Source organism: Mesorhizobium sp. M9A.F.Ca.ET.002.03.1.2 (assembly GCF_003952365.1).
Classification (GTDB): domain Bacteria; phylum Pseudomonadota; class Alphaproteobacteria; order Rhizobiales; family Rhizobiaceae; genus Mesorhizobium.
Genome location: NZ_CP034443.1, coordinates 3,476,603 through 3,499,844, shown reverse-complemented (window position 1 = coordinate 3,499,844; position 23,242 = coordinate 3,476,603). Strand labels below are relative to the sequence as shown.

Annotated in this window: 23 protein-coding genes and 1 pseudogene; 1 reads left to right on the top strand and 23 read right to left on the bottom strand. The window is 56.4% G+C overall.

The features are described 5' to 3' along the window. The 15 genes and pseudogenes from cysD to EJ066_RS16770 form a co-directional block, all read right to left on the bottom strand. Positions 1–906: a sulfate adenylyltransferase subunit CysD gene (gene cysD, locus EJ066_RS16840; protein WP_126039838.1), complete on the bottom strand. Its 906-nt coding sequence runs from the start codon at positions 904–906 to the stop codon at positions 1–3. A 329-nt stretch (positions 907–1,235) separates the two neighbouring features. Further along, positions 1,236–1,364: pseudogene (locus tag EJ066_RS32070) on the bottom strand (dTDP-glucose 4,6-dehydratase); the annotation flags it as partial. 71 nt (positions 1,365–1,435) lie between these two features. Further along, positions 1,436–2,755 carry an O-antigen ligase family protein gene (locus EJ066_RS16830; protein WP_126039836.1) on the bottom strand — a complete coding sequence of 440 codons (1,320 nt, stop codon included), beginning with the start codon at positions 2,753–2,755 and terminating at the stop codon, positions 1,436–1,438. Further along, entirely contained in the window at positions 2,752–4,011 is a 1,260-nt protein-coding gene (locus tag EJ066_RS16825) for a hypothetical protein (RefSeq protein WP_189644290.1), read from the bottom strand. Before EJ066_RS16825 ends, EJ066_RS16830 begins: the two co-directional genes overlap by 4 nt. Beyond that, on the bottom strand, positions 3,899–6,277 hold the full coding sequence (locus EJ066_RS16820) for a polysaccharide biosynthesis tyrosine autokinase (protein WP_126039834.1): 2,379 nt from the start codon (positions 6,275–6,277) through the stop codon (positions 3,899–3,901). The genes EJ066_RS16825 and EJ066_RS16820 overlap by 113 nt, the downstream gene beginning before the upstream one ends. Positions 6,278–6,335: 58 nt before the next feature. Then, a complete protein-coding gene (locus EJ066_RS16815) occupies positions 6,336–7,121 on the bottom strand; it encodes a polysaccharide biosynthesis/export family protein (RefSeq protein ID WP_245454910.1) in 786 nt (261 codons plus the stop codon). Next, complete coding sequence (locus tag EJ066_RS16810; protein WP_126039832.1) at positions 7,118–7,927, bottom strand: CpsB/CapC family capsule biosynthesis tyrosine phosphatase; 810 nt, start codon at positions 7,925–7,927, stop codon at positions 7,118–7,120. The genes EJ066_RS16815 and EJ066_RS16810 overlap by 4 nt, the downstream gene beginning before the upstream one ends. A gap of 392 nt (positions 7,928–8,319) precedes the next feature. Then, positions 8,320–8,835 (bottom strand): hypothetical protein, encoded by a 516-nt coding sequence (locus EJ066_RS16805; protein WP_126039830.1) that lies wholly within the window; start codon positions 8,833–8,835, stop codon positions 8,320–8,322. Positions 8,836–8,879: 44 nt separating this feature from the next. After that, complete coding sequence (locus tag EJ066_RS16800) at positions 8,880–9,083, bottom strand: hypothetical protein (protein ID WP_126039828.1); 204 nt, start codon at positions 9,081–9,083, stop codon at positions 8,880–8,882. 133 nt (positions 9,084–9,216) lie between these two features. Further along, the gene (locus EJ066_RS16795; protein WP_126039826.1) at positions 9,217–9,690 is read right to left on the bottom strand and encodes a hypothetical protein; all 474 of its coding nucleotides are present in this window, start codon (positions 9,688–9,690) and stop codon (positions 9,217–9,219) included. A gap of 241 nt (positions 9,691–9,931) precedes the next feature. Then, a complete protein-coding gene (locus EJ066_RS16790) occupies positions 9,932–12,172 on the bottom strand; it encodes an AGE family epimerase/isomerase (protein WP_126039823.1) in 2,241 nt (746 codons plus the stop codon). After that, a complete protein-coding gene (locus EJ066_RS16785) occupies positions 12,169–13,344 on the bottom strand; it encodes a glycosyltransferase family 1 protein (RefSeq protein WP_126039821.1) in 1,176 nt (391 codons plus the stop codon). The genes EJ066_RS16790 and EJ066_RS16785 overlap by 4 nt, the downstream gene beginning before the upstream one ends. Beyond that, the gene (locus tag EJ066_RS16780; protein ID WP_189644289.1) at positions 13,341–14,378 is read right to left on the bottom strand and encodes an SDR family oxidoreductase; all 1,038 of its coding nucleotides are present in this window, start codon (positions 14,376–14,378) and stop codon (positions 13,341–13,343) included. The genes EJ066_RS16785 and EJ066_RS16780 overlap by 4 nt, the downstream gene beginning before the upstream one ends. Beyond that, on the bottom strand, positions 14,320–15,099 hold the full coding sequence (locus tag EJ066_RS16775) for a class I SAM-dependent methyltransferase (RefSeq protein ID WP_245454909.1): 780 nt from the start codon (positions 15,097–15,099) through the stop codon (positions 14,320–14,322). The genes EJ066_RS16780 and EJ066_RS16775 overlap by 59 nt, the downstream gene beginning before the upstream one ends. Positions 15,100–15,158: 59 nt before the next feature. Beyond that, positions 15,159–15,338 carry a hypothetical protein gene (locus EJ066_RS16770; protein WP_126039815.1) on the bottom strand — a complete coding sequence of 60 codons (180 nt, stop codon included), beginning with the start codon at positions 15,336–15,338 and terminating at the stop codon, positions 15,159–15,161. A gap of 232 nt (positions 15,339–15,570) precedes the next feature. Between EJ066_RS16770 and EJ066_RS16765 the strand changes: the two genes are divergently transcribed. Beyond that, positions 15,571–16,377, top strand: a complete 807-nt coding sequence (locus EJ066_RS16765) for a hypothetical protein (RefSeq protein WP_126039813.1) — start codon at positions 15,571–15,573, stop codon at positions 16,375–16,377. Between the two features lie 53 nt (positions 16,378–16,430). On the opposite strand, the gene EJ066_RS32065 is transcribed toward EJ066_RS16765, so the two are convergent. The 8 genes from EJ066_RS32065 to EJ066_RS16730 form a co-directional block, all read right to left on the bottom strand. Next, positions 16,431–16,748, bottom strand: a complete 318-nt coding sequence (locus EJ066_RS32065; protein ID WP_245454908.1) for a glycosyltransferase — start codon at positions 16,746–16,748, stop codon at positions 16,431–16,433. 62 nt (positions 16,749–16,810) lie between these two features. Then, the gene (locus EJ066_RS32060; protein WP_245454907.1) at positions 16,811–17,506 is read right to left on the bottom strand and encodes a hypothetical protein; all 696 of its coding nucleotides are present in this window, start codon (positions 17,504–17,506) and stop codon (positions 16,811–16,813) included. A 191-nt stretch (positions 17,507–17,697) separates the two neighbouring features. Beyond that, positions 17,698–19,008 (bottom strand): O-antigen ligase family protein, encoded by a 1,311-nt coding sequence (locus EJ066_RS16755; protein ID WP_126039811.1) that lies wholly within the window; start codon positions 19,006–19,008, stop codon positions 17,698–17,700. A gap of 26 nt (positions 19,009–19,034) precedes the next feature. Continuing rightward, entirely contained in the window at positions 19,035–19,718 is a 684-nt protein-coding gene (locus EJ066_RS16750) for a class I SAM-dependent methyltransferase (protein ID WP_126039809.1), read from the bottom strand. A 108-nt stretch (positions 19,719–19,826) separates the two neighbouring features. Further along, a complete protein-coding gene (locus EJ066_RS16745) occupies positions 19,827–21,191 on the bottom strand; it encodes a flippase (RefSeq protein WP_126039807.1) in 1,365 nt (454 codons plus the stop codon). Beyond that, complete coding sequence (locus EJ066_RS16740; protein WP_126039805.1) at positions 21,184–21,378, bottom strand: hypothetical protein; 195 nt, start codon at positions 21,376–21,378, stop codon at positions 21,184–21,186. Before EJ066_RS16740 ends, EJ066_RS16745 begins: the two co-directional genes overlap by 8 nt. Then, positions 21,375–21,977: an acyltransferase gene (locus EJ066_RS16735; protein ID WP_126039803.1), complete on the bottom strand. Its 603-nt coding sequence runs from the start codon at positions 21,975–21,977 to the stop codon at positions 21,375–21,377. Before EJ066_RS16735 ends, EJ066_RS16740 begins: the two co-directional genes overlap by 4 nt. Next, on the bottom strand, positions 21,977–23,149 hold the full coding sequence (locus tag EJ066_RS16730) for a glycosyltransferase family 4 protein (RefSeq protein WP_126039800.1): 1,173 nt from the start codon (positions 23,147–23,149) through the stop codon (positions 21,977–21,979). The genes EJ066_RS16735 and EJ066_RS16730 overlap by 1 nt, the downstream gene beginning before the upstream one ends. Positions 23,150–23,242: the final 93 nt, after the last annotated feature.

Genomic DNA, 23,242 nt, shown 5'->3' with positions numbered 1-23,242 from the left:
TCAAAAGTACCCTTCGCGCTTCTTCTTTTCCATCGAGCCGGCTTCGTCACGATCGATCAGGCGGCCCTGCCGTTCAGAGGTGCGCGCCGTGAGCATTTCGCCGACAATGGCCTCCAGCGTATCGGCGTCCGATTCGATCGCGCCGGTCAGCGGATAGCAGCCAAGGGTTCGGAAGCGCACCAGCCGGTTCTCCACCGTCTCGCCCGGGCGCAATTCCATACGGTCGTCATCCCTCAAAATGAGCATGCCGTCGCGTTCGACGACCGGTCGTTCCTTGGCGAAATAGAGCGGCACGATCGGGATGTCTTCCTGGAGAATGTACTGCCAGATATCGAGCTCGGTCCAGTTCGACAACGGAAAGACGCGGATCGATTCACCGGTCGCGATGCGGGTATTGAATATCTTCCACATCTCCGGCCGCTGGTTCTTCGGATCCCAGGTGTGCTGGGCGTTGCGGAAGGAGAATATCCGCTCCTTGGCACGCGACTTCTCCTCGTCACGCCGCGCCCCGCCGAAGGCTGCATCGAAGCCGTATTTGTCGAGCGCCTGCCGCAGCGCCACGGTCTTCATCACATGCGTGTGGGTGTTCGAGCCATGATCGAAGGGATTGATGTTGTCGCGTACACCATCCCCGTTGACATGGACCAGGAGATCAAAGCCGAGCTTTTGTGCCATCTGATCGCGAAAGGCGATCATCTCGCGAAATTTCCAGGTCGTGTCGACGTGGAGAAAGGGAAAGGGCGGCTTGGCGGGATAAAACGCCTTCATCGCAAGGTGCATAAGCACGGAGGAATCCTTGCCGACTGAATAAAGCATGACCGGCTTGGCGAAGGCAGCTGCTACCTCGCGAAAAATATGGATGGATTCGGCCTCGAGCCGCTGAAGGTGCGTAAGCGCGATGTTCATGGACTGTGAGCGTTCTCTCGTGCCATCCAGATCTTGGATCGATGCATCAGGCGCAATTTTCAGCCGCCCGGTTCAAGCTTCACGTCTGGACAATCTTATTTTCGTGCAGGCGTTCTAGCAGATCGCCATTGTTTATAACAATGCAAGACAGGCCTGCCCCAGAGTGGTTCGGGAATGAATTTTCCACGCAGGAACCAGAACCCGGAAATTCCTGCTCAACGAGCTAATGGCATTGCGAACGTCAGGAAAATACTGCCCAGGTCAAGAAAGACGCCCGGCAACCGCTTATACCCGTTGCTATCGGTTCTCGCACCCGGTGACGACAGGCTTCACGTAGCTCCCTTCCGCGCTTCGCCCAGCCGCTCACCGGCGTAGCGCTCGCGGCGAATCGGCCCCCACCACCACTCGTTTTGAAAATACCAGTCGACCGTCCTGGCGAGGCCGCTGTCGAAGGTTTCGCGCCGAAGAGCTCAAGTGCCCTCCGACTTTTAGGATGCCGCAAATGTCGGCCGCAGTGCCCAGCCTGCTACTACGACGAAGTTTCGATGGGAACAAACAGCTTGCCACCGTTGTGGTCGACCTCGATCAATTCGTTCTTCTGGGCCAAACGGGCAGCAAATCCTTTGTGAAAGATAATGGCGTTCATATAGGCAAACGTCATTGCAAGCGCTTCGGTCCGCAACGGATAATCGACCAGTGAATGGATGAGAAGAAAAGACACCGACAGAAAAGCTGCCTTCTGAAGCGGATCTCGGCGAACTCTGGCAAGTGCCGTAAAAAGCAATATGAAATAAAGCACCATCAGAAAGACTGCAATAATCCCCCCCTCGAAGGCTAATTCTAGATAATCATTGTGAGCGTGGTTAACGTATTGCGCAAAAATCATCTCCTCCTTTTCGTATATCTGATAGGCCCTTTGAAAATTCCCAAATCCGACGCCAGTCGCCAAATTTTCTTTGATTCCCTCAATAGTGGTACGAGCAAATTCTCCTCGCCCGAAATCCGGATCAACCGCCTCGGCATCGATCTTCGTCCATGCGCCTATCGTGTAAACCGAAAGCCCTATGAAAATCGCCAGAATGCTCAATCCACTCGCCCTGGAACGCGCTGAAAGAAAGACAACGGATAGTACGGTAATCGCCAAGCCAATCAGAACACCGGCACGCGAACCGGCGGCCAAAAGCAGCAGCAAAAGCGCAACCAGTCCGAGCGATCCAGACAAAAGGTATCCGCGGAACAGGCCGTAATAAACGACGAAGGGAATAGAAACAAAAAGCAAAGCCGCAAAATGATTCTGGTTGGCAAAAAGCCCGGCATTGATCGTAAAAGGCAACAATCCCTCTATGGCGATGTCGTCAGAGAGCGAATATTGAATCGCCCCCGCCAAACCATTGCAGACAACGCCCATAAAAAAGAACGGCAAAAGCGCTTGGACCTGCTCAGTGCGCAAACGCAGCACGCTCAGGAAAAACGCTGCTGAGGCCACCAGATACAACAGGCATTCGATCGTCCGCCCAACTCCGACACTGACGAAACGAAGCCGGGTTTCTCCAACCAGCCAAGGATCTGGGAGCAACAGTTCCGGTCGCAATCCGCTGAATATGGCAGCAGGCAGTGGGACGATTTGCAAAATCACCAATGCCACAGCGAAGATGAGCAGCCACAGAACAGAACGAGGGATTCCCTGGCCGGATGTCTGTGAAAAGACAGCCGCGGCCGAGATGATTGCCGCGACCTCAATCAGCGTGTCCGTATAGAGGCCGCTTGCAGTCCCTCCGCCGATCAGCAGCGCTAAAAAAAGAACCGATCCCAGGAGGTATTTGTCCCATTCCGAGGGCCGATCGCTCAAGATGAAAGTCTCTCGATGTTCAATTTGTGCATTATCAACGTACCGACATATCGAAAGCGCCAGCTCTCAGCAATGGCGGCAGTCTCCAGCTTCAACAGTTGCATGGGGCACCCAGCCGACCCAACCGAAAAATCCCGGCTCATGGCCTGACGATTGTATGTACCCTCCGGAATGTCGAACCGCGCTATTTCGCCCGCTGGGCCCATGCATCTGATCGACCAGAACAGTTCCTTTGGAAGCTTCAGGTTCCTTGCGGAGGCGATCAGAGAAATTCTATACGAGCCAGGAGGCAGTTCAATATACTGCTGGAGAGCAGCGTTCTTGACCGGCGTATTGAAGAAGCGGATCGTCGCCCCACCCTCTCCTTCGACCGCATCCTGGGATGTTGCAAAGGTAACTTCCAGTCCCGACTGATCGCGGATTTGCCAGTCGAAAGGCTTACCGCTGGGGACCGGTTCAAAGGTACCATTGAAAATATACCCACCCAGTTTCCGTTCTTCATCAGATAGGCTGAAAAGAAACAACCGATACGCTTGGTCATATTCCTTCTGGCGAATGTAACCGTGGATCACATACGACAATTCGCTCGAGTTTGGTGGCGCGCTTGATCCGGTTAAATCGAGCAGCAGCCGATTTGCGAAATCAAGCCCCTCGGGAGTTTTGCCGAGAGCCACGAACAGACTGGCTCTCCAGGGCGCCTCCGCCTTTATGGCTGCCAGCACAGCCTGATATCCATCGGGACTCGAGAGGATTGTCGGCAGCCCCTCGGCGACAGTTGGAAATTGTCCCGGCCATCGTCGCAGCAATACATCGATCTCGCCGACAGCCTTTGACAGATCGCCTATCTCGATCGAGTGGCCAATGGACCTCTGGAGCGCGTGGATTTCGGTCTTGGATAATTTTCGAGCTTGATCGAAGACCTCATAGGCTTGGTCCTTTTCGCCCTGCCGGTATTTGATTTCGCCAATCAGGCTGTAGAGACGTGCATCGGCCACATCAAAGCGAAGCGCGCCCTCGGCCTTGGCGAGCAATGCATCAAGATCAGGAGTGTTGCTTGCGTCGTTCAGGTCGTCAGTGATTTCGCTTATCAAGGCATTGACGTTCAGCGGATCCAGCGCGAGGGAAACGGCTGGCGTCTCGGTTTCAAGAAACCGACTTAGCCCGATCGACGAAGCCGCCAACGCTAGAACGGATGCGACGAACCAAACGCCTGAACGCCGGAGATTTTGCATAGGCCGGCTGGTCTGCTCCGTCATCGACTTTGCCCTCAATTTTCGGGGTACTCGTGCCGTAGTCGTAATACTGGTAGTTCATATATTTGTAAGCGTAGTTGTAATCGAACTTGTTCACCGCAAACTTCGACATCGCGGCTCCGACCACGTTCGCGCCGGCAGCGCGCATGCGCTTCAACGCCGTCTTCGCCGACTTGCGTGTCACCTGATTGGTAGAGATGACCATTAATGTACCCTCGGCAAGTCGGCTGAGGATGGGCGCATCTGAAAGGCCGACCACCGGCGGGGCATCGATTATGACAAGATCGAAGCGCTTGCCGAGATTGGTAACAATCAGTGCCATCTTCGGCGAAGAGAGCAGGTCCGCAGGGTTCGGCGGGATCGTTCCAGAGGTCAGGACGGTCACGTTGGGATATTTCGTCGCCCTGAAAATGCTCGCCAGATCCTCCTTGCGGACGGTGTTCGTCAGCAGATTGCTCAGTCCGATCGTGTTGTCGAGACCAAACAGCCGATGAAGGTTCGGCTTTCGAAGATCGCCGTCGACAATGAGAACCCTTGCGCCGAGCGCCGCAAAATCCTGCCCGAGCTTGAACGACGTTGTCGACTTGCCTTCCGAGGGCTCCGAACTCGTCACCAGCAGCGATCGCGGCGCGCCTTCGGCGCCAGAGAACTGCAGCGACGTTCGAAGTGAACGGTAGGCTTCGGACAGTCCTGATTTCTGGTCGGTGATGCTGGCCATGAGCTCCCGGTCATCGACAAGCGGCAAGATGCCGAGCATCGCCAATCCCAGCTCCTTTTCGATCTGCTCAGGATTGGTAAAGGTGTTGTTCAACAATTCGATGATGTAGATAATTGATGCACTCGTAGCCAAGAAAAGAGCCAGAGCAATCGCAAGATTAATACTCAGACGCGGAGAATAAGGACTATTAGGTTGCGTCGCGAAATCAACGATTGCTGCATTTTGCGACTTTAGTTCAGAGCTGACACCGACCTCATTCAGCTTGGCTATAAGGTTATCATATTGCGATCTGTTCGAATCAACCTCGCGCTTCAGAATCGTGTATTTGATGTTCTTGTCATTGAAGATAACCTGTTGCTTTTCCATCTCGGCGAGCTTGGACCTGAGGTCAGCTTCCTTGTTCTGAGCCTCCTGGTATTTCTGCCGCAGTGAATCAGTTATGGTCAAAACGCCATTATTATAAAGCCGTTGCAGTTCCTTGATCTGCGCCTGAAGCTGCTGCATCTCCGGGAATCCAGGCTTCAATATGCCCAACTTCTGCTGATACTGGCTGGTCAAATCGGCCAATTTGTCGGTAATCTTCTGCAAACCTTCGCTTTCCAAGACCGGGCCGAGGCTCGACCCGCGACCTTTGTCTATCTGGTCGACCATCCGTCCGGCATCGAGACGCTCCTGGATCGCTGTCGCGAGCGCGGTGTTCAGAGCCTCGATGTTCGATCCTATCAGCGATTTGTCGTCGCCGGTGATCGTGATGCCAACGTCCTTTGCATAAGCGACCAGATCCTCTTCGGACTTCTGAAGCTTTTGCTTTACCTGCAAAACCTGTTCCTGGATGAACTGCCGTGCCAGGTCTGAGGTTTCGCTGGTCTGATCGACGCGTTGGTCGATAAAGCTTTGCGCGACCTGGTTGGCTATATCACTTGCATATTTCGGTTTCTGGTCTGCAAACGTAATCGACAGCAGACTTGTGTTGGTCACAAGGTTGACCGTGAGGTCTTTCAGAATGCGGCCAATCGCAATCCTCTCACGTTCCTCCGGGGTCTTTTCTTCAATGGAAGGCGATTTGGAGATTCCGAACGCGCGATAGAAAATATTGCTAAGCGAGAAGCTCGGTGTCGGAAACAGAAAGTCCGGCTTTTCGCTGAGCCCCAGTTGGAACACCACGCGTTGCGCCAACGCACGGCTTTTGAGCTTTTCACGGGCGGTTTGAAAGGCCCGCAAGTCGCTGCTTTCAGAAACCACCTCAATGTCCTGGAAGACCTTGGCCGAAGGAACCAACACTTCCAATTGCGCTGTGGCCTGATATTTTGGCGTCTGCATCATGCTGACAACGACGCCGGCAACCAGCCCGGCTGCTGCCATCATGACGATCAGCCACCGATACTGGACAACGTAAAACAGCAGTCTGAGGGGATTGAAGCCCTCGTCCTGCTCCGTGTAATCGCGACCGTATGAGCTGTAGTTTTGCGCACCGTCATAATACAGGTCGGGAGACAAGGCTTGGCCATGTCCTGGGCCTGCAATTTGATGCTGTCTGTTACGATCGAGCATGGTGCGAGGTAATCCTAGGTTTGTCTATGTCCTGAATTCTGGCGAGCTATGGTTATATTCACGGAATCACCGCAATTCGGGCTGCACTCGAGGCGACGCCAAGGGCGTCCTTGAGGTTGTTCATGGCAATTTTCGATTTCGAGGCGAAGACGACAATCTTGTCGCCGCCATAGATGCGCGGATTGCGACTCTTGCCGGCACGAATCTGCTCCACATTGTAATTAGCTACCAGAGTATTTTGGCCGACATTGCGGTAGACAAAGACTTTTCCCGCGTCGCCAACCGCATTGAACCCGCCAGCAAGGGCGATCGCATCAATGAGAGAAGAATTGCTCGACACCGGAAAGATACCGGCCCTAACGACTTCGCCGTCGACGGTAATGCGCTGTCCGATCGATTCCTTGACGTAGACCGACACGTCGGGCGACTGCAGATAGTTGGCGCCGTAAGTCGTTTCGATTTCCTGCTCCAGTTGACGCACGGTCTTTCCCGCCGCGGTGACGGTTCCGATAAGTGGGAGCGAAATCTGCCCGCCGGCGTCGACTTGAACGGTTCTGTTCAGATTGTCGACCTGGAACACACTTACCTCGAGCACATCGTTCGGAGACAAAGGCTGCTCGCTGCCATCCTGCGTGTTCTGCGGTGCCGGCAGATCCTTCACGACGCGCAGAGCGCCGCCGCCTGAAAGCGGCGCCGACGCCGAAGTCAGTTGCAGCGCATCGACCGAAGCCGGCGAGGACGGTGTCGTCGAGGAGGTGCTCGTGCAGGCAGACACCGTGATTGAAGCGAACAAGACACATAAGGTGCCCATATAGCTTTTTGGAAAATGAAAAATGCCCATCATGCGGTCCCGCCCTTCAACAAGCGACCCAACCCTCCAAAGCGACCAACGTTGCCAGGGCTAGGCTTCTTCGCGCGTGACTTTCCGACCGGCTCGAGAGGCCGGTTCGCCAATATTTCGCCTGGACGTTTCAACACCATATTGCGGGCCTCGTCTTCCCCACATCGCTTCGCAACAACGGCAACAGCCTGCGAAAGCCCAGGCGGCCGGCGGGTGGCGCCATGGGTGTCCGATGCGATAATATCTACCCTGCCTTCGTCAATCAGCTTTTCCGAGTAGTAAAGCGCCGTGCGTCCAAAAGCACCAACAATCGAGTCTGCCGTAAGCTGAACAAGGCAACCGACTGCGTTCAACCTCTCAACAACATCGTAATTCGCCTTGATCCAGGTTAACCGCTCGGGATGAGTAAGAATCGGTATGAACCCGGCGCTTATGAGGCGCAGAGCTAGTTCTTCCAGTCTTGGCGGTAAAACGTGATGCGGCGGCTCGAATAAAAAATAGCGAGACCTGTTTAAAGTGGGCACTTTGCCGAGCGCCAATTGCTCCGGCAGATCGGGCGCGACGTGAATGTCGGCACCGACATAAAGAGCAAGCGGTATTTCGAAGCGGCGTAACGCCTTTTCCAGCCCTTGAACCGCCCGGGCAATATTGGCCCATCCGTTTTCGTACATGCCCGGCACGATATGCGGCGTACATGCCATATGGGTCGTTCCGTCAGCCACCGCCAGCCGCGCCATTTCCAGCGATTCGGCAAGACTGGGCGAGCCGTCGTCGAGACCGGGCAAGATATGGGAATGCAGGTCGATCATTGGCGTTTCCGGCTGCACCGACGCAACGTGGCAACTTCGCTCCCAAAAAACACAGATGCGTCATCCGCGGGATTGCGAATGACGCATCTGGCAAGGTTACGCATTGCGGCAGATGCCAGATCCAAGCCACTCGCCGACAGCGTTATCATAACCATGCAAGCTAAGATCAGCGCTACCGCGCCATCAGCCGCAGCGCCGCTCAGTTGGCCGAAACGACTCACCCATGATGAAGCGCATTCGGCTTCCACTCAAGTAATAGAGCGGTCTGGTTAATGAATTCCATCAACATCTCCGGCTCTAGCCGGCGCGCCAGAGCCAAGGCGCACAGGGGATCGGCAAACGCAACACAGCAGAGGCAGTCACATGCCCCTGCTGTGTTGTCTTAACTGCGCCTAACGGCTGACAGCGCCGCCCTCATCATCATCCTGCGTTGCAGCAAGAATACCGGCCGCGCCAGCCATGCCCCCAAAAATAAAGAGCGGAGTGTTGGACCGGGCGCCGCCAGGGGCAATCTGACCCGTATGCTCGGGGCTCACACCAACGGCAGCCGTCTGCTCGGAGCCCACCACTTTCAGGCAGATATTGTTCTCGACGCGGGAAATGTCGAGACTTGAATTCGCCGGCACCTCCAGGCTGCAGCCACCGATATTGACGGAAGCCGCCCCCCTGGCACCGACCACCACGCGACTGCCGAAATCCAGACCATTTCCCGCCTTGGCGGGACCGTAACCAGCGGCTTGCGAAACCATTACATCGCCATCGACGCGCCCGATGGAACCGATTGAACTTGACGCTGCCTGATAGGGTGTCGTGCAGGTGCATGGCGCATCCTGAGCGAAAGACGAAACCGGGCCGAAACCGATCGAGGCGATAAATCCAGCCAACACACTTTTAACCATAAGGTTCATTCTTTTCGATCCTTTTGTCCCGCCACACCTCAGCCCCGCCCCGATCACTGATGGTACGGATCAAGCGCGTAACAGCTTTCTGCTTTGATTCCAACCCGTTTCGCATATGCGAAATGACTTTTTGGTTTCCGCTGTGTTTCATTGGACACACTCACTTGGCGGATTTTAAATCTACCATTTTCACTGCCGGACCCCTCTAGAAATTGTCGGAAAGGCAGATCTGCTTCCTGGCCTTTGATGGCGGCCATCGCGCCATGCTTGGTACAGGGATTATGGTCGACCGTGTTTGACGTCGGGACCTTATCGCACATCTTGCCCTTTCGTTTTATGACGGTCGCGTGTCGTGGCGACGGACGCGAGGGCAGTTGGCGAGCCCGTGAGCTACGAGCCCGATAAGCAAGTTTTATAGGTCGAACCCGCCTGCGCGGGCTGTCCGCACAAGATACCATTCTCGGCAAGTTTCGCGGCCAGATCAGTGCCATCGGACGTGAGGCATTGCACGACAATGGCATCACCAAACTTTGAGGCGACATTGCCGTCGCAAGGCGTCCCTTTGCCGACCGGCTTGCAGGTCAGGGCGAGCCCTTGGTAGTCCCGGCGCACTGCCTCCGTCACCATGGCACGCATGGATCGCGGCTTGGTGAACGCCACGCCGCACAACACAATCTTGCGGCCGGCGACACGAAGGTCATCGACTGTCTGGACGGAAAGCTTGCCATCAAACGCCTCAAGCGCCGCTTGCGTCCTGGGGGGTTGCGAACGAACAGGCGTCCCCTTTTTCACGATGATGGCAAAGAAGCCAATCGCAAACACCACGGCAACAAGTGCCAATAAGCTCATTTTCTTGGACGACAAAATTCTCACTCCCGCCGCGGGCCATGCACGCGTCTCTGTCACCTCTAGCGAAAACGTCCGGACGACCGCACCATTGATAAAGGCTGATGGCCCCATGTTGGTTCAAAACCCGACGTTTGACTCGAGAACATCGGGCCATTTGAATCGAAGAGATTTTCTATTCCGTCAACCGTTCCGCCGCTGGGAAATCGGAAACGACTTTCGGAAAGCGTTTTTAGTGTCCAAAAGGACACGTGGCGCTCTACCGAGATTCGCCGGCGGTGCTGTCCAGATATTGCGTCAGCGCACAGACCAGATGGTAGAAGATGCTTGCCGGCACATCGGTCGCGAGCGAGCGGCCACGCTCGTCGATCCGGTCTATCCACAGGCCGAGCGGCGCCGGATTGATGTGCCAACGGAACAGGCGACCGACTCGCGCTTCGATCTCGGGCTTGAGATCGGGGCCGCCTGAACCGTCCAGTGCGATCGCCGCCTTGATGGCTTCGGCCTGCGGCCAACTGCGCGAGACACGGTCGAGCGGCAGGCCTTGCCGCGAGATGGCGCCATAGGCGAGGCCGGTGGCGCGATTGAGGCCGTTGGCGATGGCCGAGGCATAGAGCTTTCGGGCAAAGCTGGTTAGTTCGCTCTGGCCGGTGCGCCCTGCGAAGTCGACCAGCAGCGAGGCCCATTCGAAATGGTGGCCGGGTTCCGTCCATGAGCCTTTTTCGCCCTCCGCCGGCCTCCACTCGGCATCGAAATATTCGCCCAGCGTCCAGCTCTCCGGATCGAAGAAATGACTGCGAAACAGATCGACGATGCGCGCGGCGCGGCGAAGATAGGCGAGCTCGCCGGTCGCCTGATGCCAGGCCAGGAAAGCCTCGAGCAGATGCATGTGTGGGTTGGAGCGGCGATCGCCCTCGCCGCTCGACGTTTCGAGGAAACCGGTCATGCGGTGATCCTCGAGATGCGCGTCCAGGAACGAAAACGTTTCTTCGCCAAGCCGCAATGCATCGGGATTGCCGACCATATGGGCATGCGCCAGCGCCAGGAGCACGCAGGAATGGTCGTAGGCATCCTCGGCGGCGTCGGCGACCGTGCCATCGACGTTAAGCGTGCGCACCCAGCCGCCGTTGTCGGTGCGGCCGTTCCTGTTCATGAATTCGATGCCATGGCTGATCAACCGGTCGGCAGGCCCGTCCCAGTCGCGCGCCTTGGCGACAGCAAAGGCATAGACTTGCCTGGCCATGGTGCGCATGCGCTTGGGCTTCATCAGTGGTGTGGCGTCAAAGCCGAGCGCCTCGTGGAAACCGCCATGGCGCTCATCGACCCCGACCGTGGACCATAGCGGCACCGTCTCTTCAAACAGCCAGTGGTGAACGCGCCGCCGCCAGGCGCCGCTTTCGATCACGCGGTCGTCTGCGGGCGTGAACCTGGTTTCCAGCCGGCCGCTCTTTTCGAGCTGTTCGACGATCTTCTTGACATTCTGGCTGCGGCTGACCGGGGCGACGAATGTGGCATCGGCGGTCGAGACGATGGCGACGTCCTTCAAGCCGATGGCCGACAGCAAGCGACTATCACTGCGGATGTAGGAGTTTTCGCAGTCGATGGCGACGACATCGCCGACAATGACGTTGCCCTCTTTGTCGGAGGGGCCGACGTCGAGCAGCGATTGCCAGGAACCGAGGTCGTTCCAGCGGAAGCCGGCCGGCACCATGGCGATGTCGCTGGCGCGCTCCATGATCGCATAGTCGATCGAGGTCGAGGGAATGGCGGCGTAGAGCTCCAGAGGCATGTAGAGACCGGAAAGATCCGATGTCGCTGCCTGGTAGGCAATCTCGGTGGCCGTCCATATCTCGGGTTCGAAAGCCATGAAGGCGTCGCGCATGGCGCTGGCGCGAAACAGGAAGATGCCGGTATTCCAGTAGAAATTACCCGCCGTCAGGTAATTCTGCGCGGTCGCGAGGTCTGGTTTCTCGACGAAACGCGAGACATCGCAGATGCCATCCTCCTCGCCGGCGACCTCGATATAGCCGTAACCGGTCTCGGGGTGGCCAGGCTTGATGCCGAATACCACCAGCCGGCCCGCACCCGCCGCGCCGGTACCGTTTTCCACGCTCTGCCAGAATTGCTGCGCGGTCGCGATCTCGTGATCGGACGGCACCACCAGCACCAGGCTGTCGCCATATTCGGACAAGGTGCGCAGGGTCGCCAAGGCAACGGCGGCGGCGGTGTTGCGGCCGGTCGGCTCGAACAAAGGCCCGCCGCCGGAAAGGTTGAGGCCGGCGAGATCGGCGTGGACGCGGTCGGCGTGCCGCTCCGAGGCGATCAGGAACACCGGCGTTTCGCCATCCGGCCGCGCCGTCAGCCGGCGCAGCGTCTTGGCCAGCATCGAGCCATCGCCCGAAAAATCATGAAACTGCTTGGGATTGTCCTCGCGCGACAGCGGCCACAGCCGTGAGCCAACGCCGCCGCTCATGACAAAACTGACGATCCGCTCGGTCATTGGGTGACACCTCTGACATTTTCAAACAAAGCAAGGAGCGCTGCCGCGTAGTCTCGGCGGCGCTTTTTTTGCCGACTTTGCAGGACGGCGACACTGTCGCGGACAAAGCGTGGGCGCTGCCCGGCTTCAAGGAGATGCTGCGCCAGCGCTTCCGAACTATCGGGTGCGAAGAAAAGCGCGCCCGGCGCCTGCTCGCGATGCAGCGGAATGTCGGATAGCAACATCGGCGTCCCCAGCGACTTCGCCTCCTCGACCGTGGTTGACCACCCCTCGAAGTGAGAGGGGTTGAGAAGATAGTCCGCGGCGCCGATCAGGGCTACGACATCTTCGTAGGGAATCAATCCGAGGTGCCGAAAATGGCTCCCGAGCCGGTGCGTTTGCGCAAGCTCCATCAGACGCTTGAACAATGTCGGGTCGCGCGGATCCGAAGTGCGCCCCGTGAGGATTATCGGCGGCAAGGAGCTCAGCGCTCCGATTTTATTTATATGCTTCAACGCCTCTATGACCAGCCTGTGGTTCTTGTGGACCCAGAACTGGTTGGGGAGAAAGAAGAAACGCTCAGGCAGACCATGCGCCTGGCGCGCCTCATCGGCACGCGCCAGGATGGCGCCTGGATCGAGATCGATGGCGAAACGGACGACGGCGGTCTTGTTGCGCGAGGCCGGATAGAACGTTTCACAGTCCGCGAGCGCGTCCCCGCTCGAGAGCATTATGGTGCGATTGCCTGATGTCTGCAGGCGATAGCCGAGATCCCTGCGCCACCAGGCGCTACGCGGAAAGAGGTGCGGCAGGCGACGGTGCTGGAAATCGGGAATCCAGGAAACGACCGGCACTGGAAACCGGTTGCCAAACCACTGGGCGACTTCAAAAACAACATCGATGCCTTGCGCAGCGACAAGATCCGCGAAGGCACGGTCGCTTCCGCCAGCAAGTGCGATCAGCCCTCGTCTGCCAAGCCCGGCGCCAACGACCCGGTCATCGACAATAGCAGGCGCAGCCAACATATGATCGAAGGACGCGCCAATGCTTGAATGCTGCTCAGGTGTAAGAAACAGTTTCGCCTGCACCTTGCCACGCAGCTCGGAGGCGATGACGCTCAGCATATTGCGTAGATAGGACTCGCCGCCGGACCAAGTTCCGCGGCCGATGAGAGTGAAGCCGACGGTAATCAAGGCGCGGAGCGTCGCAGACGGTCGACCGGCTCGGCGAAAACGTTGGCGCGATACCAATCGACATAGCCGGCAATGCCCTTGCTGGGCGGCACCTGCAACTGAAGCCCCTCCGGAACACCGGACGGATCAGAGATCAGGTTCACGGGATCGCCTGGCCTGGATTTTCCCGAAAACGAAAGACGATGATTGCCCCCCCAGGCCTCTAAGACCATGCTGGAGATCGTACTGACCGAAGCAGCAGCGCCCGCACCGCCATTGTAGATGGCAAAGCGCGATTCGCCGGCAGGCAAGATGCGATGGATCAACCGCACGACGTCGGAGACATGGTGCCAATCCCTCATTTCCGTACCCATGCCGCCAAGCACAATGTCGGTTCCGCCTGCTGCGAGCCTTCCGCAGAGATCCCAGAGCAGTTGCTTGCGCAGCCCTTCGCCATAGACCGAAAAGAGGCGCGCCACCGAGACTGGCTGGCCATATGCGGCACAATATGACCGGCCAAGCTCCTCAACCATGCGTTTGTGATAACCATAAGGGGAATAGGGATCGAGCGCGGCGTCGACCCTGATCGAACCGACATGTCCGCCGCCATAGACCGCAGCGGAGGATGCAAGAACGACAGGTGCATCGGGTGCACGGCGGCGCAGGAAATCGAGGACGCGAGCCGCGGAAACAACGCTTTGTTCAAAATCGTTCAGAGGATCGGCAATTGACTGGCCGACCGTCGCCCCACCCGCCAAATGATACACGGCTGTCGGGCGGCCATGCGCCGCCAGCGCCGCATCCATTGTTTCCACGGCTATTCCACCAGAAAAAAATGCGCCGCGGGTCGCCGAAGCAAAACCGGGTGCTTCTTTTCGACCGAAGCCGATGACATGGCATCCCTTTTCAGCCAGGAAACGAGCAAGGTGCAGGCCGATGAAACCGCCAGCTCCAGTCACCCAGACAGGCTCTGCCTCTTTTGATTGTGTCAAGAAATCAGTCCTTCCCGTGCTTGTGGCAAAGGAAAGAGACCAGGCGTCCGGGCCGACGGTCAAGCGATGCGGCGACCTTGGCAACGACACCGAAGGGCACGGGAGCAAGAGCAAGGCGGACAACCGGGGAAAACGGACCAAGGACTTTGGCGAGCCTCTCGCGAATCTCGGATTCTGTCATTGGGTCATAATTCACGACGGACTGGAACGAGATCAATTCGCGATCGATGGTCAGCCCTGCCCCTTGGAGCGCAGCGCGGTAGGCCGCCAGCGTAAAGGCGTTCTCTCCGCCATAGAGATGATGAAGCGGGTGAGCGCGCAGAAAAGGCTCGAGTTGCTGCGGACCGGAGACCACATGGTCGCGCAACGACAGGACCGTCGCTCCGTCGCGAGAGAGACGCGCAATTTCGCGGCAGAAAGCCGGAAGGTCATGGGCGTGATGAAGCACCTGCCGCGCGACGACCAAATCATAGCCTGCGGCGGATAATGGGATCGCCTCACCGAATGCTTCGACGACATCGATGGGCGTGCCTGTGCTTTCGGCAAGCGCCCGGATCGCAGCGGCACCGACGAGTGCGCTCGGATCAGGCTCGACAGCGGTTACAGACCACCCCTCGCGCGCCAGGGCGTAGGAGAGGATGCCGTTGCCGGCGCCAAGATCGAGAACACGGCCCGCCTTGCGCGGGATCATGCCGCGAACCGCGTCGAATTCCGCGCTTTCATGATAGCGCCGCGCGGCCACGGCCGGATCGTCGAAATAGGCGGCGCGAGCGAGTTCTTTCATCGAAGGCTCGCTCATGCACCAGCGGACCGCGTCTTCCCAAGTCATGGTCGCTTCAGGCATCAAGAGAAAACCAAATGTTGGATCATCGGCGCCGGATTTCCGGCAGCAGCCACGCAAGGCGGCACGTTCTTGGTCGTAACGATCTCGATCTCCTCGTCAGTTTGTCTGATGCGCCCACAACAGCCGCCGCCAAGGCTCAGCTTGACGAATGCGACAGCGCTTCGGTCATAGGCCGGCATACTTCGCCCGTCCACCATTCCAGATGGATAATTTCCAGCGTCGGTGAGAAGGACTGCCGTAGCCTCTATCACTTTGCAGCAGCGCGTCGATCACGCTTCAGTCACGAGGTTGTTCGAGACGTGCAGCTAAGCTACCGTTTCCGGACTCGTCAAGTTCAGGTCACGAGAATTCGAGCCGCGCGAATTTCGGCTGCGCAAAACCCACCCGTTGCCCCCCAGGACACAGAGCATCATGTTTTTCAAGACAGTATTCTGCATTGTATGCCTTCTAACGAGTTCATGGCCGACGACGGCGCAAACGCGCGCTCCATTCAGGCTCTTCGAGGCTATGAACTTCGCCGGCGAGCCCGATTTCGGCTCGTTCGGTTTGGAGCATCTTACGATTGTGGATCCTCATGTTCTGGGGCCGGATGTTCCCGACGCCGGCCAAGTGCAGCAAGCGCTGGCAGTGCCGAGGCGCAACGAGTATCTCAATATCGACATAGAAAGCTGGCCCTTGGAGGGTCCGGATCAAGCGTCCTCCATCGCGAAATACCAGAAGACGCTCAGCGCGTTCAGAAAGGCAGATCCGAGCGTCAAGCTCGGCCTTTATGCTGTCTTGCCGATCAGGGATCACTGGAGGGCAATCGGCCATCAGGGCGCCGTCGAACTGGACGACTGGAAACAGCAAAACACCACCATCGCGTCCTCCCTCGTCCCTCATGTCGATGCGCTATTTCCCTCCCTGTATACATTTTACGGGGATAAGGACGCCTGGGTGGCCTACGCACAAGCCAATATCGAGGAAGCACGCAGGATTTCACAAGGAAAGCCCGTCTACTGTTTTCTATGGCCACAGTTTCATAGGACTCTTGCCTTTCTGCCTGGCGACCTTTGGTATGCCCAACTGGACACCTGCAGGAGGCTGGCTGACGGTATCGTCATATGGGGTACCATCGCCAGCAATTCGCCCTATCGGCCAGCGACATGGGATGAAAAAGCGGAGTGGTGGCAAGCTACCTTGAGATTCCTTCAGGAGCAAGGCAAGATCCCAGACTGATTACTTATGCCGAAAAAGCAGACTGGAGAAATAAACGAAGGATCGAGCGTCATCTATACCAATTCGAGAAACCGCTCAAACTGGCGTTTCTTGCTGTATTCTTCACGAATTGCACGGCTTCCTGCCCAACCGATCTTGTCCCAGCTGCCGCTATCCAATTGCTGTTCGATCCTATCCAATGCGTCCTGCGGTTGCTCGTAAACGATCATGGTTTCTCCGTCGCGCATCGGTGCGGGATAATTGCCGGAATCGGATATCAGCAGAGCGCCAGCGCCCATCGTCTCGAAACAGCGCATGTTGCCACGGTCCGGACCCGCCATGTCGATCGAGGCGTTGACCACAACTTTGGCCCTTCCGAGTTCGGCATACATGGCGCGACCGAATACGGGAGGCGCGCTTACACTCCGGATCGCGCGTGGGCGGCGCACCGCCCTCAGGGGCCGAACCAGCCAAGCGGCGTCTCGGCGAGTGGCGTGTAGCGGGACAGGTCCAGATGGAAAACAACGTTGCGGCGGCTGGAAAGGCGCGCCACGGCTTCCAAAATCTGCCTCCGGCGCTGGTGATGACGACTGTAGCCACCGAAGAAAAGGACATCGATGTCCCTGTTCCGATTTGCGGCCACGGTGTCGAGTTCCGGATCGTGTGCGGGAAAGAAATGGGCCGTCCTCGCGCCCTGCTCTTCCCAAAGCTTTCGCATCGACGGGAAATTGCAAACAACGACATCATAGCCGGAAAAATCGATCGTGCCTGGCGCAGCGCGCCACGCAATCTTTCGCTTCACGTGCCCCGGCAGCCGGCGCACGAAAGAGGCATCGTAACGAAATGGATCAAGATTGTAGAAGATGTCCGTCTTGTGGTGCTCGATCTGGGCAAGAAGGATATCGGCCAGCGATGCATCTTCGCCCAGCCCGTTTTCGAGCGCCCATGCCCGCTGCAGCGATTCGTCGTCTCCATTCGTAAAAAAGGCTTCCGGGCTGCCGGCGAGCGCCGGCAGGAGAATATGCGAGGCGCCATAACGGTCGTTCAAAAACACTTGTTTCTGCGGCTCGAACCCACGGACCCCCGCAACGAGTCCAGCGAGTCTGGCCCGATAGCTGGGCGATATCCCAGAATTTTGAAAAATTCGCATGGCTGGTTCCTGTTGGAATTTAGTCTCGGGGTCTGGAGCGCTGATAACGATCAGTTGCCGGCCCGCAGGCGCTGAGCGCAAGCCGGGATCAGGGCAGAGTTCGACCATAGGGATTGTGACGCTAGCGCCCGTCGAAATAGGGCTTCAAACCCACTGCTCCAACATACCGGTCGCGGCGGGGCACTCGACATCTAATAAGCCCGAATCTCCAAATTTCGAGCTTTGGCGAGAAACCCCTGATATCCATACCAAAACGATATCGTCAGAGCCGAAGTGACCCAGAAGAGCGAATTTCCCCACAGGCTGCCACTTGCCAAGCCGGCTATCGCTTCCCTGATGAATAGGACGGCACTCAGCACTGCAGCGAGCGGGAATTTGCCGGACCGAATGATGCCGACCGTCGATCTGAGTGCCAAGACTATGTGAGCCGCAAGCGGCAACGATCCGAGCGCCCCCACCGCCATCAGGGATTCAAGATAAATGTTGTGGGGATAGAAATTGAACCGCATCTCGACGACATAACGTCCAAACAAGGGGTTTTCCAGAAACTGATTCCAAGCTCCAGCGTATAATAGGCTACGCATCGTTGTCGATTGATCGGTATCCAAGTCGATCTGCTGAAGCCTCGCAATAACAACGTCGACTAGCTCCACGCCACTGCTCACTAAAATCACTAAGGCGATGACAAATGCCCCAAAAACCGCAAATACTCTTTTTGACCCCTTGAGCAACAGTATATATGTCAACATAGCACCCGCGCCAGCAATGTATGCGCCTCGCGATTTAGCAAGCACAACAATAAAAAGTAGAATCGGGCCAAATATTAACGCTTGTATCGTTAATCTTTTCGTCTTTCCTATAATAAGTGCAAAATATATTAAAAACCCAAAAGCGGTGTGACCCATTGCAATTGGATTAATCTTATCTAGAGACATTCTACTATTACTGCTAAGGCTATTGGCTTCCAATAGAAGGTCTCTATTTAAATAGAGTCCAATTATAAAGACTACGCAAAGCGCATTCATCGCAAAAGTCAAATCTACATTCTTTATCGCCTTATCCATTGACGAGATCAGAAGCGCTGCGCCGACACCCGTCACCAGGAAAATGCTAAATACCATTCCCGGCCCGCCTGATATATTTATTGAAGAAAGGTATATATTCTCTGCAAGCCTGCATATATAGAATATAAAGAATATCTTTATCGGCAAAAGAGCAGGTGTCGACGACCTAAATTTTGAAGGAACAAGTAAAAAGGAAGTCAGTGTTATCAGAGCAATGGCTGCCCTGACCAGGATCGATCCTAGACTTCCTTCCGGATCAAACCTATTTACTATGCCGGAAAAAGCATAAAAGCCGCAAATTGCAAGAGCGAAGGCTGTCGCAGGAGAGAACAAAATATGTCGGTCAACATAATTTCTCAAACGCTGAAATCGACGGTCAATCCCGCCTCGAGCGAAATCGGCAGATGCTTTGTAGAGAATGTTGGCTCTCTGCGTCATGAGACTAGTCGCACCTCACTGCAACCTCACACGGTGAAGTGTGCCACGCCGTGGACTCCGCGGGCTATGTTGCCTTTGGAAAAATAGGAAAGAAATTTGACGCCGAAGTGGTCAGCCCAGAGCCGTAATATCTCCTGCTCGCCAAGGCGATGGATATCATCGAGAAACACCACGTAATCCTGCGCAAGGTTTGCCTCAAGCGCAGGAAGTGCGGGATAACGCGCCAATTCATATCCCGTCTTGTAGGCAGGCGGGCCATCGACGACCACACAATCAATGGATAGATTCTGCACAGCCGTTGCGACGATCGCTTGATCGTACCAATTCAGGCCATTTTTGCTCAAGGTGCAGGGCCTCAATGGCGCGCGAACGACTGCGGCGAATTCGGACAGATTCAGAGCTGTGAGACGGCTCTCAACGAAAGTCGCCCATTCTGCGTCCGTCTCGAAGCTGACAATCCGGCCGCCAAGCCGCGACAGGACTTGGGCAATGTAGATCGTGGAAATGCCACTTCCAAATTCCACGACTGTCTTGCGAGAGTTGATTTCAATTTCATTGAGCACCACCTGCAGGGCTGAAGGAAGCAGGGATGCGTCGGACCATGGCAAGTACGGCAGACCTAGCCGGGATAACTCAACCGCAGCTCGCGTATTGTTGGAAGCTTGCGCAAAGTGGTTCCACTTTGTCGAGATCCTGTTTAGCACCGTCATGCGCTCATAACTCCGCTTTGCTTTGGTTACTGAATATCGCCGCTTGTGGACACCCGCCACCGAGCCGGCAACCGAAGGCCCGTTCGTCTTTCCATGAGAACTGCCCGGTCAGGCGAAGGCAATTCGTCTTACATAGTTCAAAAACTCTTTGGGAGTTCGCCACGGCATGAATGCGGAGCGCGACATCATCACGAATATGGGCCTCGTTCGGCGTGGGATCGCCAAAGTGAGATAGGAGGCCGTCGCATATGACACAAGCGTCGCAAGCGCCGCACCAACACTCCCATAGTGGGGAATGAGAAGGAAATTAAGAGCCACGTTCGTAACCGCACCGAGGCCTTCGGTTAACATGAAGAATGTGGCGCCACCCCCTATGATTGTCCATCTCGTGAAGGCGATCCGCATGAACAAGAAGGGCGCAGACAGGACATGAACCAGCAACACCGGAACCGATGGACCGTACTCAGTTCCGAAAAGAAACCGGATAAGCGGCCCGCCAAGCAAGAACATTGTGGCGATCAGGCCAAGCCCCGCCAGCCATAAGACATCGAAGACGGTCTGAAGTTGCTTGCCAAACAAATTTTGATCCCTTTTCGCGGACTCGATCAGCTTGGGAAATACACTGGCGACCAACGCGGCCGGCACAAAGTATGCTGCCTCGGAAAGGGTCGCCGCCACCGCATAGGTACCAACCTCTGCCGGTCCGGCCAGCCAGCGAAGCATGATCATATCGATTTTCAGGTAGACAATCGCAAATATGGATCCAAGGAAAAGCATCCAGCTCTCGGAGAGCAGCACCTTTGCCAATGCCGGAGAGAACCGCCATGTCGACAAAGGCGGACCCTTCTGCTGCCTGTAAAAGCGGAACGAGAGCATGGCCGCAATCAATACCTGGACTACATTTGCAGCGGCGAACGCCATCACAGCAGCCCCGATCCATACAAGTCCAAGCTTTCCCAGACCGACCAGCAGTGCGGATATGCTGGAGGAAATGGCACTGTACCGGGCCTGAACGCGCGAATGGAACCAGAGGCCGAAGAACCCTGACAGCGACGCCAAGGGTATGAAGGCCGCGGCCAAGAACAGCATTGAGCGCTCCGTCGAATGCACCCCGATAGACAGCGCGTAGACGACCAAACCCGCAGCTCCCAGCAAATGGCCGGAGAATTTCAGGACGAACACTGTGCCGAGTACGCATGGCACGTCGTCAGGGCGGTTGACAATTTCTCGAATAACCAGTCCGTCGAGCCCAAGTTGTCCGGCGACTGCAAACAGGAGTGCCATAGAGAACGTATAGGACAGCAACCCAAATTCGCTCGGCCCGAGATAACGAGCCACTACCGCCACCACTAAAAGCCCCACCAGACTCGCTAGCAGCCTGTCAGCAATCAACCAGAGCGAGTTTGAAATATACCTCCAGTATCGTCTAAACAGGCTTGAAAACGTCCGGAAGGTTGTAAAAACCTTACGCACGATGAGGTTCGCTCATATTTTTCACTAACCAGATGATCTCTTCGACTGATGTCCGACGGGTACCGTTGTAGAACGAGGCGCGGCCAGCAACGCATCGTGCGACCACGACTGTGACCAGAAGCACCAGGACCCGGGCAATGACGTTGTCGACCATCATCCAGGCGCTGTTAAGGAAATAGCTCTTCATTCAATCGACGCGGCATGCGTGGATTCCAGGGAACGTATGACTTTGCAGGGTACGCCGCCGGCCAGGCAATCCGGCGGGATGTCGGATGTAACGACGCTGCCCGCCGCGATGACGGAGCGCGCGCCGATCCTCACGCCTTTCAGGACGGTCACATTGGCACAGAGCCAGACATCGTCCTCGATCGCGACTGGCGCGGAAAGAGTGCCACGCCCATGCCGCCGGTCCAGGTAATCGACGGCATGAAAGTCGGTGTCGAAAATATTGCAGTTCACTCCGATAAGAACATTATTTCCAATTGCAATGTTCTCGACACAAAAAATAGACGCTCCTGAAATCCCGACATTATCCCCTATAGAGATTTTTCCAGATGACCCGACAACCAGTTGAGTGGGATGATTTATACCGGCTCGATTGAACCTGGATTTGCTGACGATGGTTACGTAATCCCCGATTTCGAGAACGCCTGCCCCCCCCAGCCCAATTGGCCCGAGGACGGACAAGCTGCGAGGCCTCTTTCTGCGCCTCACCGCAAACTGAAGCGTCGCGACAGCGTTCCAGAACAGGCGCTCGCTTCGATCAATCAACTTGAAGAGGAACATCAACGCCTTGATTCTGACCGGTCGCGGTAAAGCGTTTGAATTGCCGCGACATTTTGATCGATATGAAATCTAGTCATTGCGAACTGGCGCGCGTTCCGACCCATATCGAGCCGCGTATCGCACCGGCAGAGTTTTTCGATCGCTTCGAGAAGGCCGTAGGAAGAGGACATTTCGAAGCTCAAGCCGGTTCTGCCTTCTTCAATCACCTCAAGCAAATTCGGCAAGCGGGTGACCAAGCCTGGGCGCCCTGCCGACGCTCCTTCAAAAATGCACCTAGCACTATGGCTTGTCAGAAAGGGCGCAATGACGACGTCACTGGCTGCGAGAACGGGAATGATGTCATCTATGAATGGCATGGCGCTGCACCGGCGGCTTGCGTTTATCGCCTCCAATGCTGCTTTTCCATATGCTCCTTCGTTTTTTCCAAAGCCTGCAAATACAAATCGAGCACGGTCGGGAAGGTCTGCCTCGAGCGCGTTGACCGCATGTACGAAAGGCAGAATGCCATTCGACTCCGCAATTCGTGACAATGAGAGGAATACCACGTCGCCATCCACCCATCCAAATTTCTGCCTCAATTCGGCAACGCCTTGATCCGGCGCACGGAAGAGACTGCTGTCGACGCTGTTATAGACAACCGATCCCGGAGTGGCGGTGGCGCCAATGCTATCCAGACCGGCTTTGTCGATAGCAACGAAATAATCAACATGCTTCTTATTTAGATTGCGAAGAATGTTACCCCACCTGTTTTGCAGGATCGGTTCCCGGACATGGGCGATAACGGGGATCGAGGGATCGGCGTCATGCGCGCCCTTGGCGGCCGCCACCATGCAGGTGGAGTTCAAGTGAACAATGTCCGGCCGTATATCGCGGACAAGCTTCCTGGCGCATCTGACGAGAAGCGGAAAAGACAGTATCGCGTGTATCTTCGACTTCGCGTCCCTGCAGGGTGCGACTGTCGATCCATGGAAAGGTCGAATGTCCTGTTCCTCGATTACCTCGGCCCCGGCAGCCTCGAATAACTGGCGGACCCCCGAATTCCCGGGGCGACGCGGCATTGCCACTATTGGAGAGAATTCTTTGTGATCCAGCGATTTTATCAATAATGCCAAACTCTTCGGCGCACCTCCCAGTGCGGTCGCGTGATGAAAATACAATACTTTCTTCACCATCTACGAGCAGCCACAATGCCCCGGTCGGGGTGGTGAGATCGGCCGTCAGGCATATTCGTGCCACCTCTCGCTGCGGCGGTATTTGACCACATG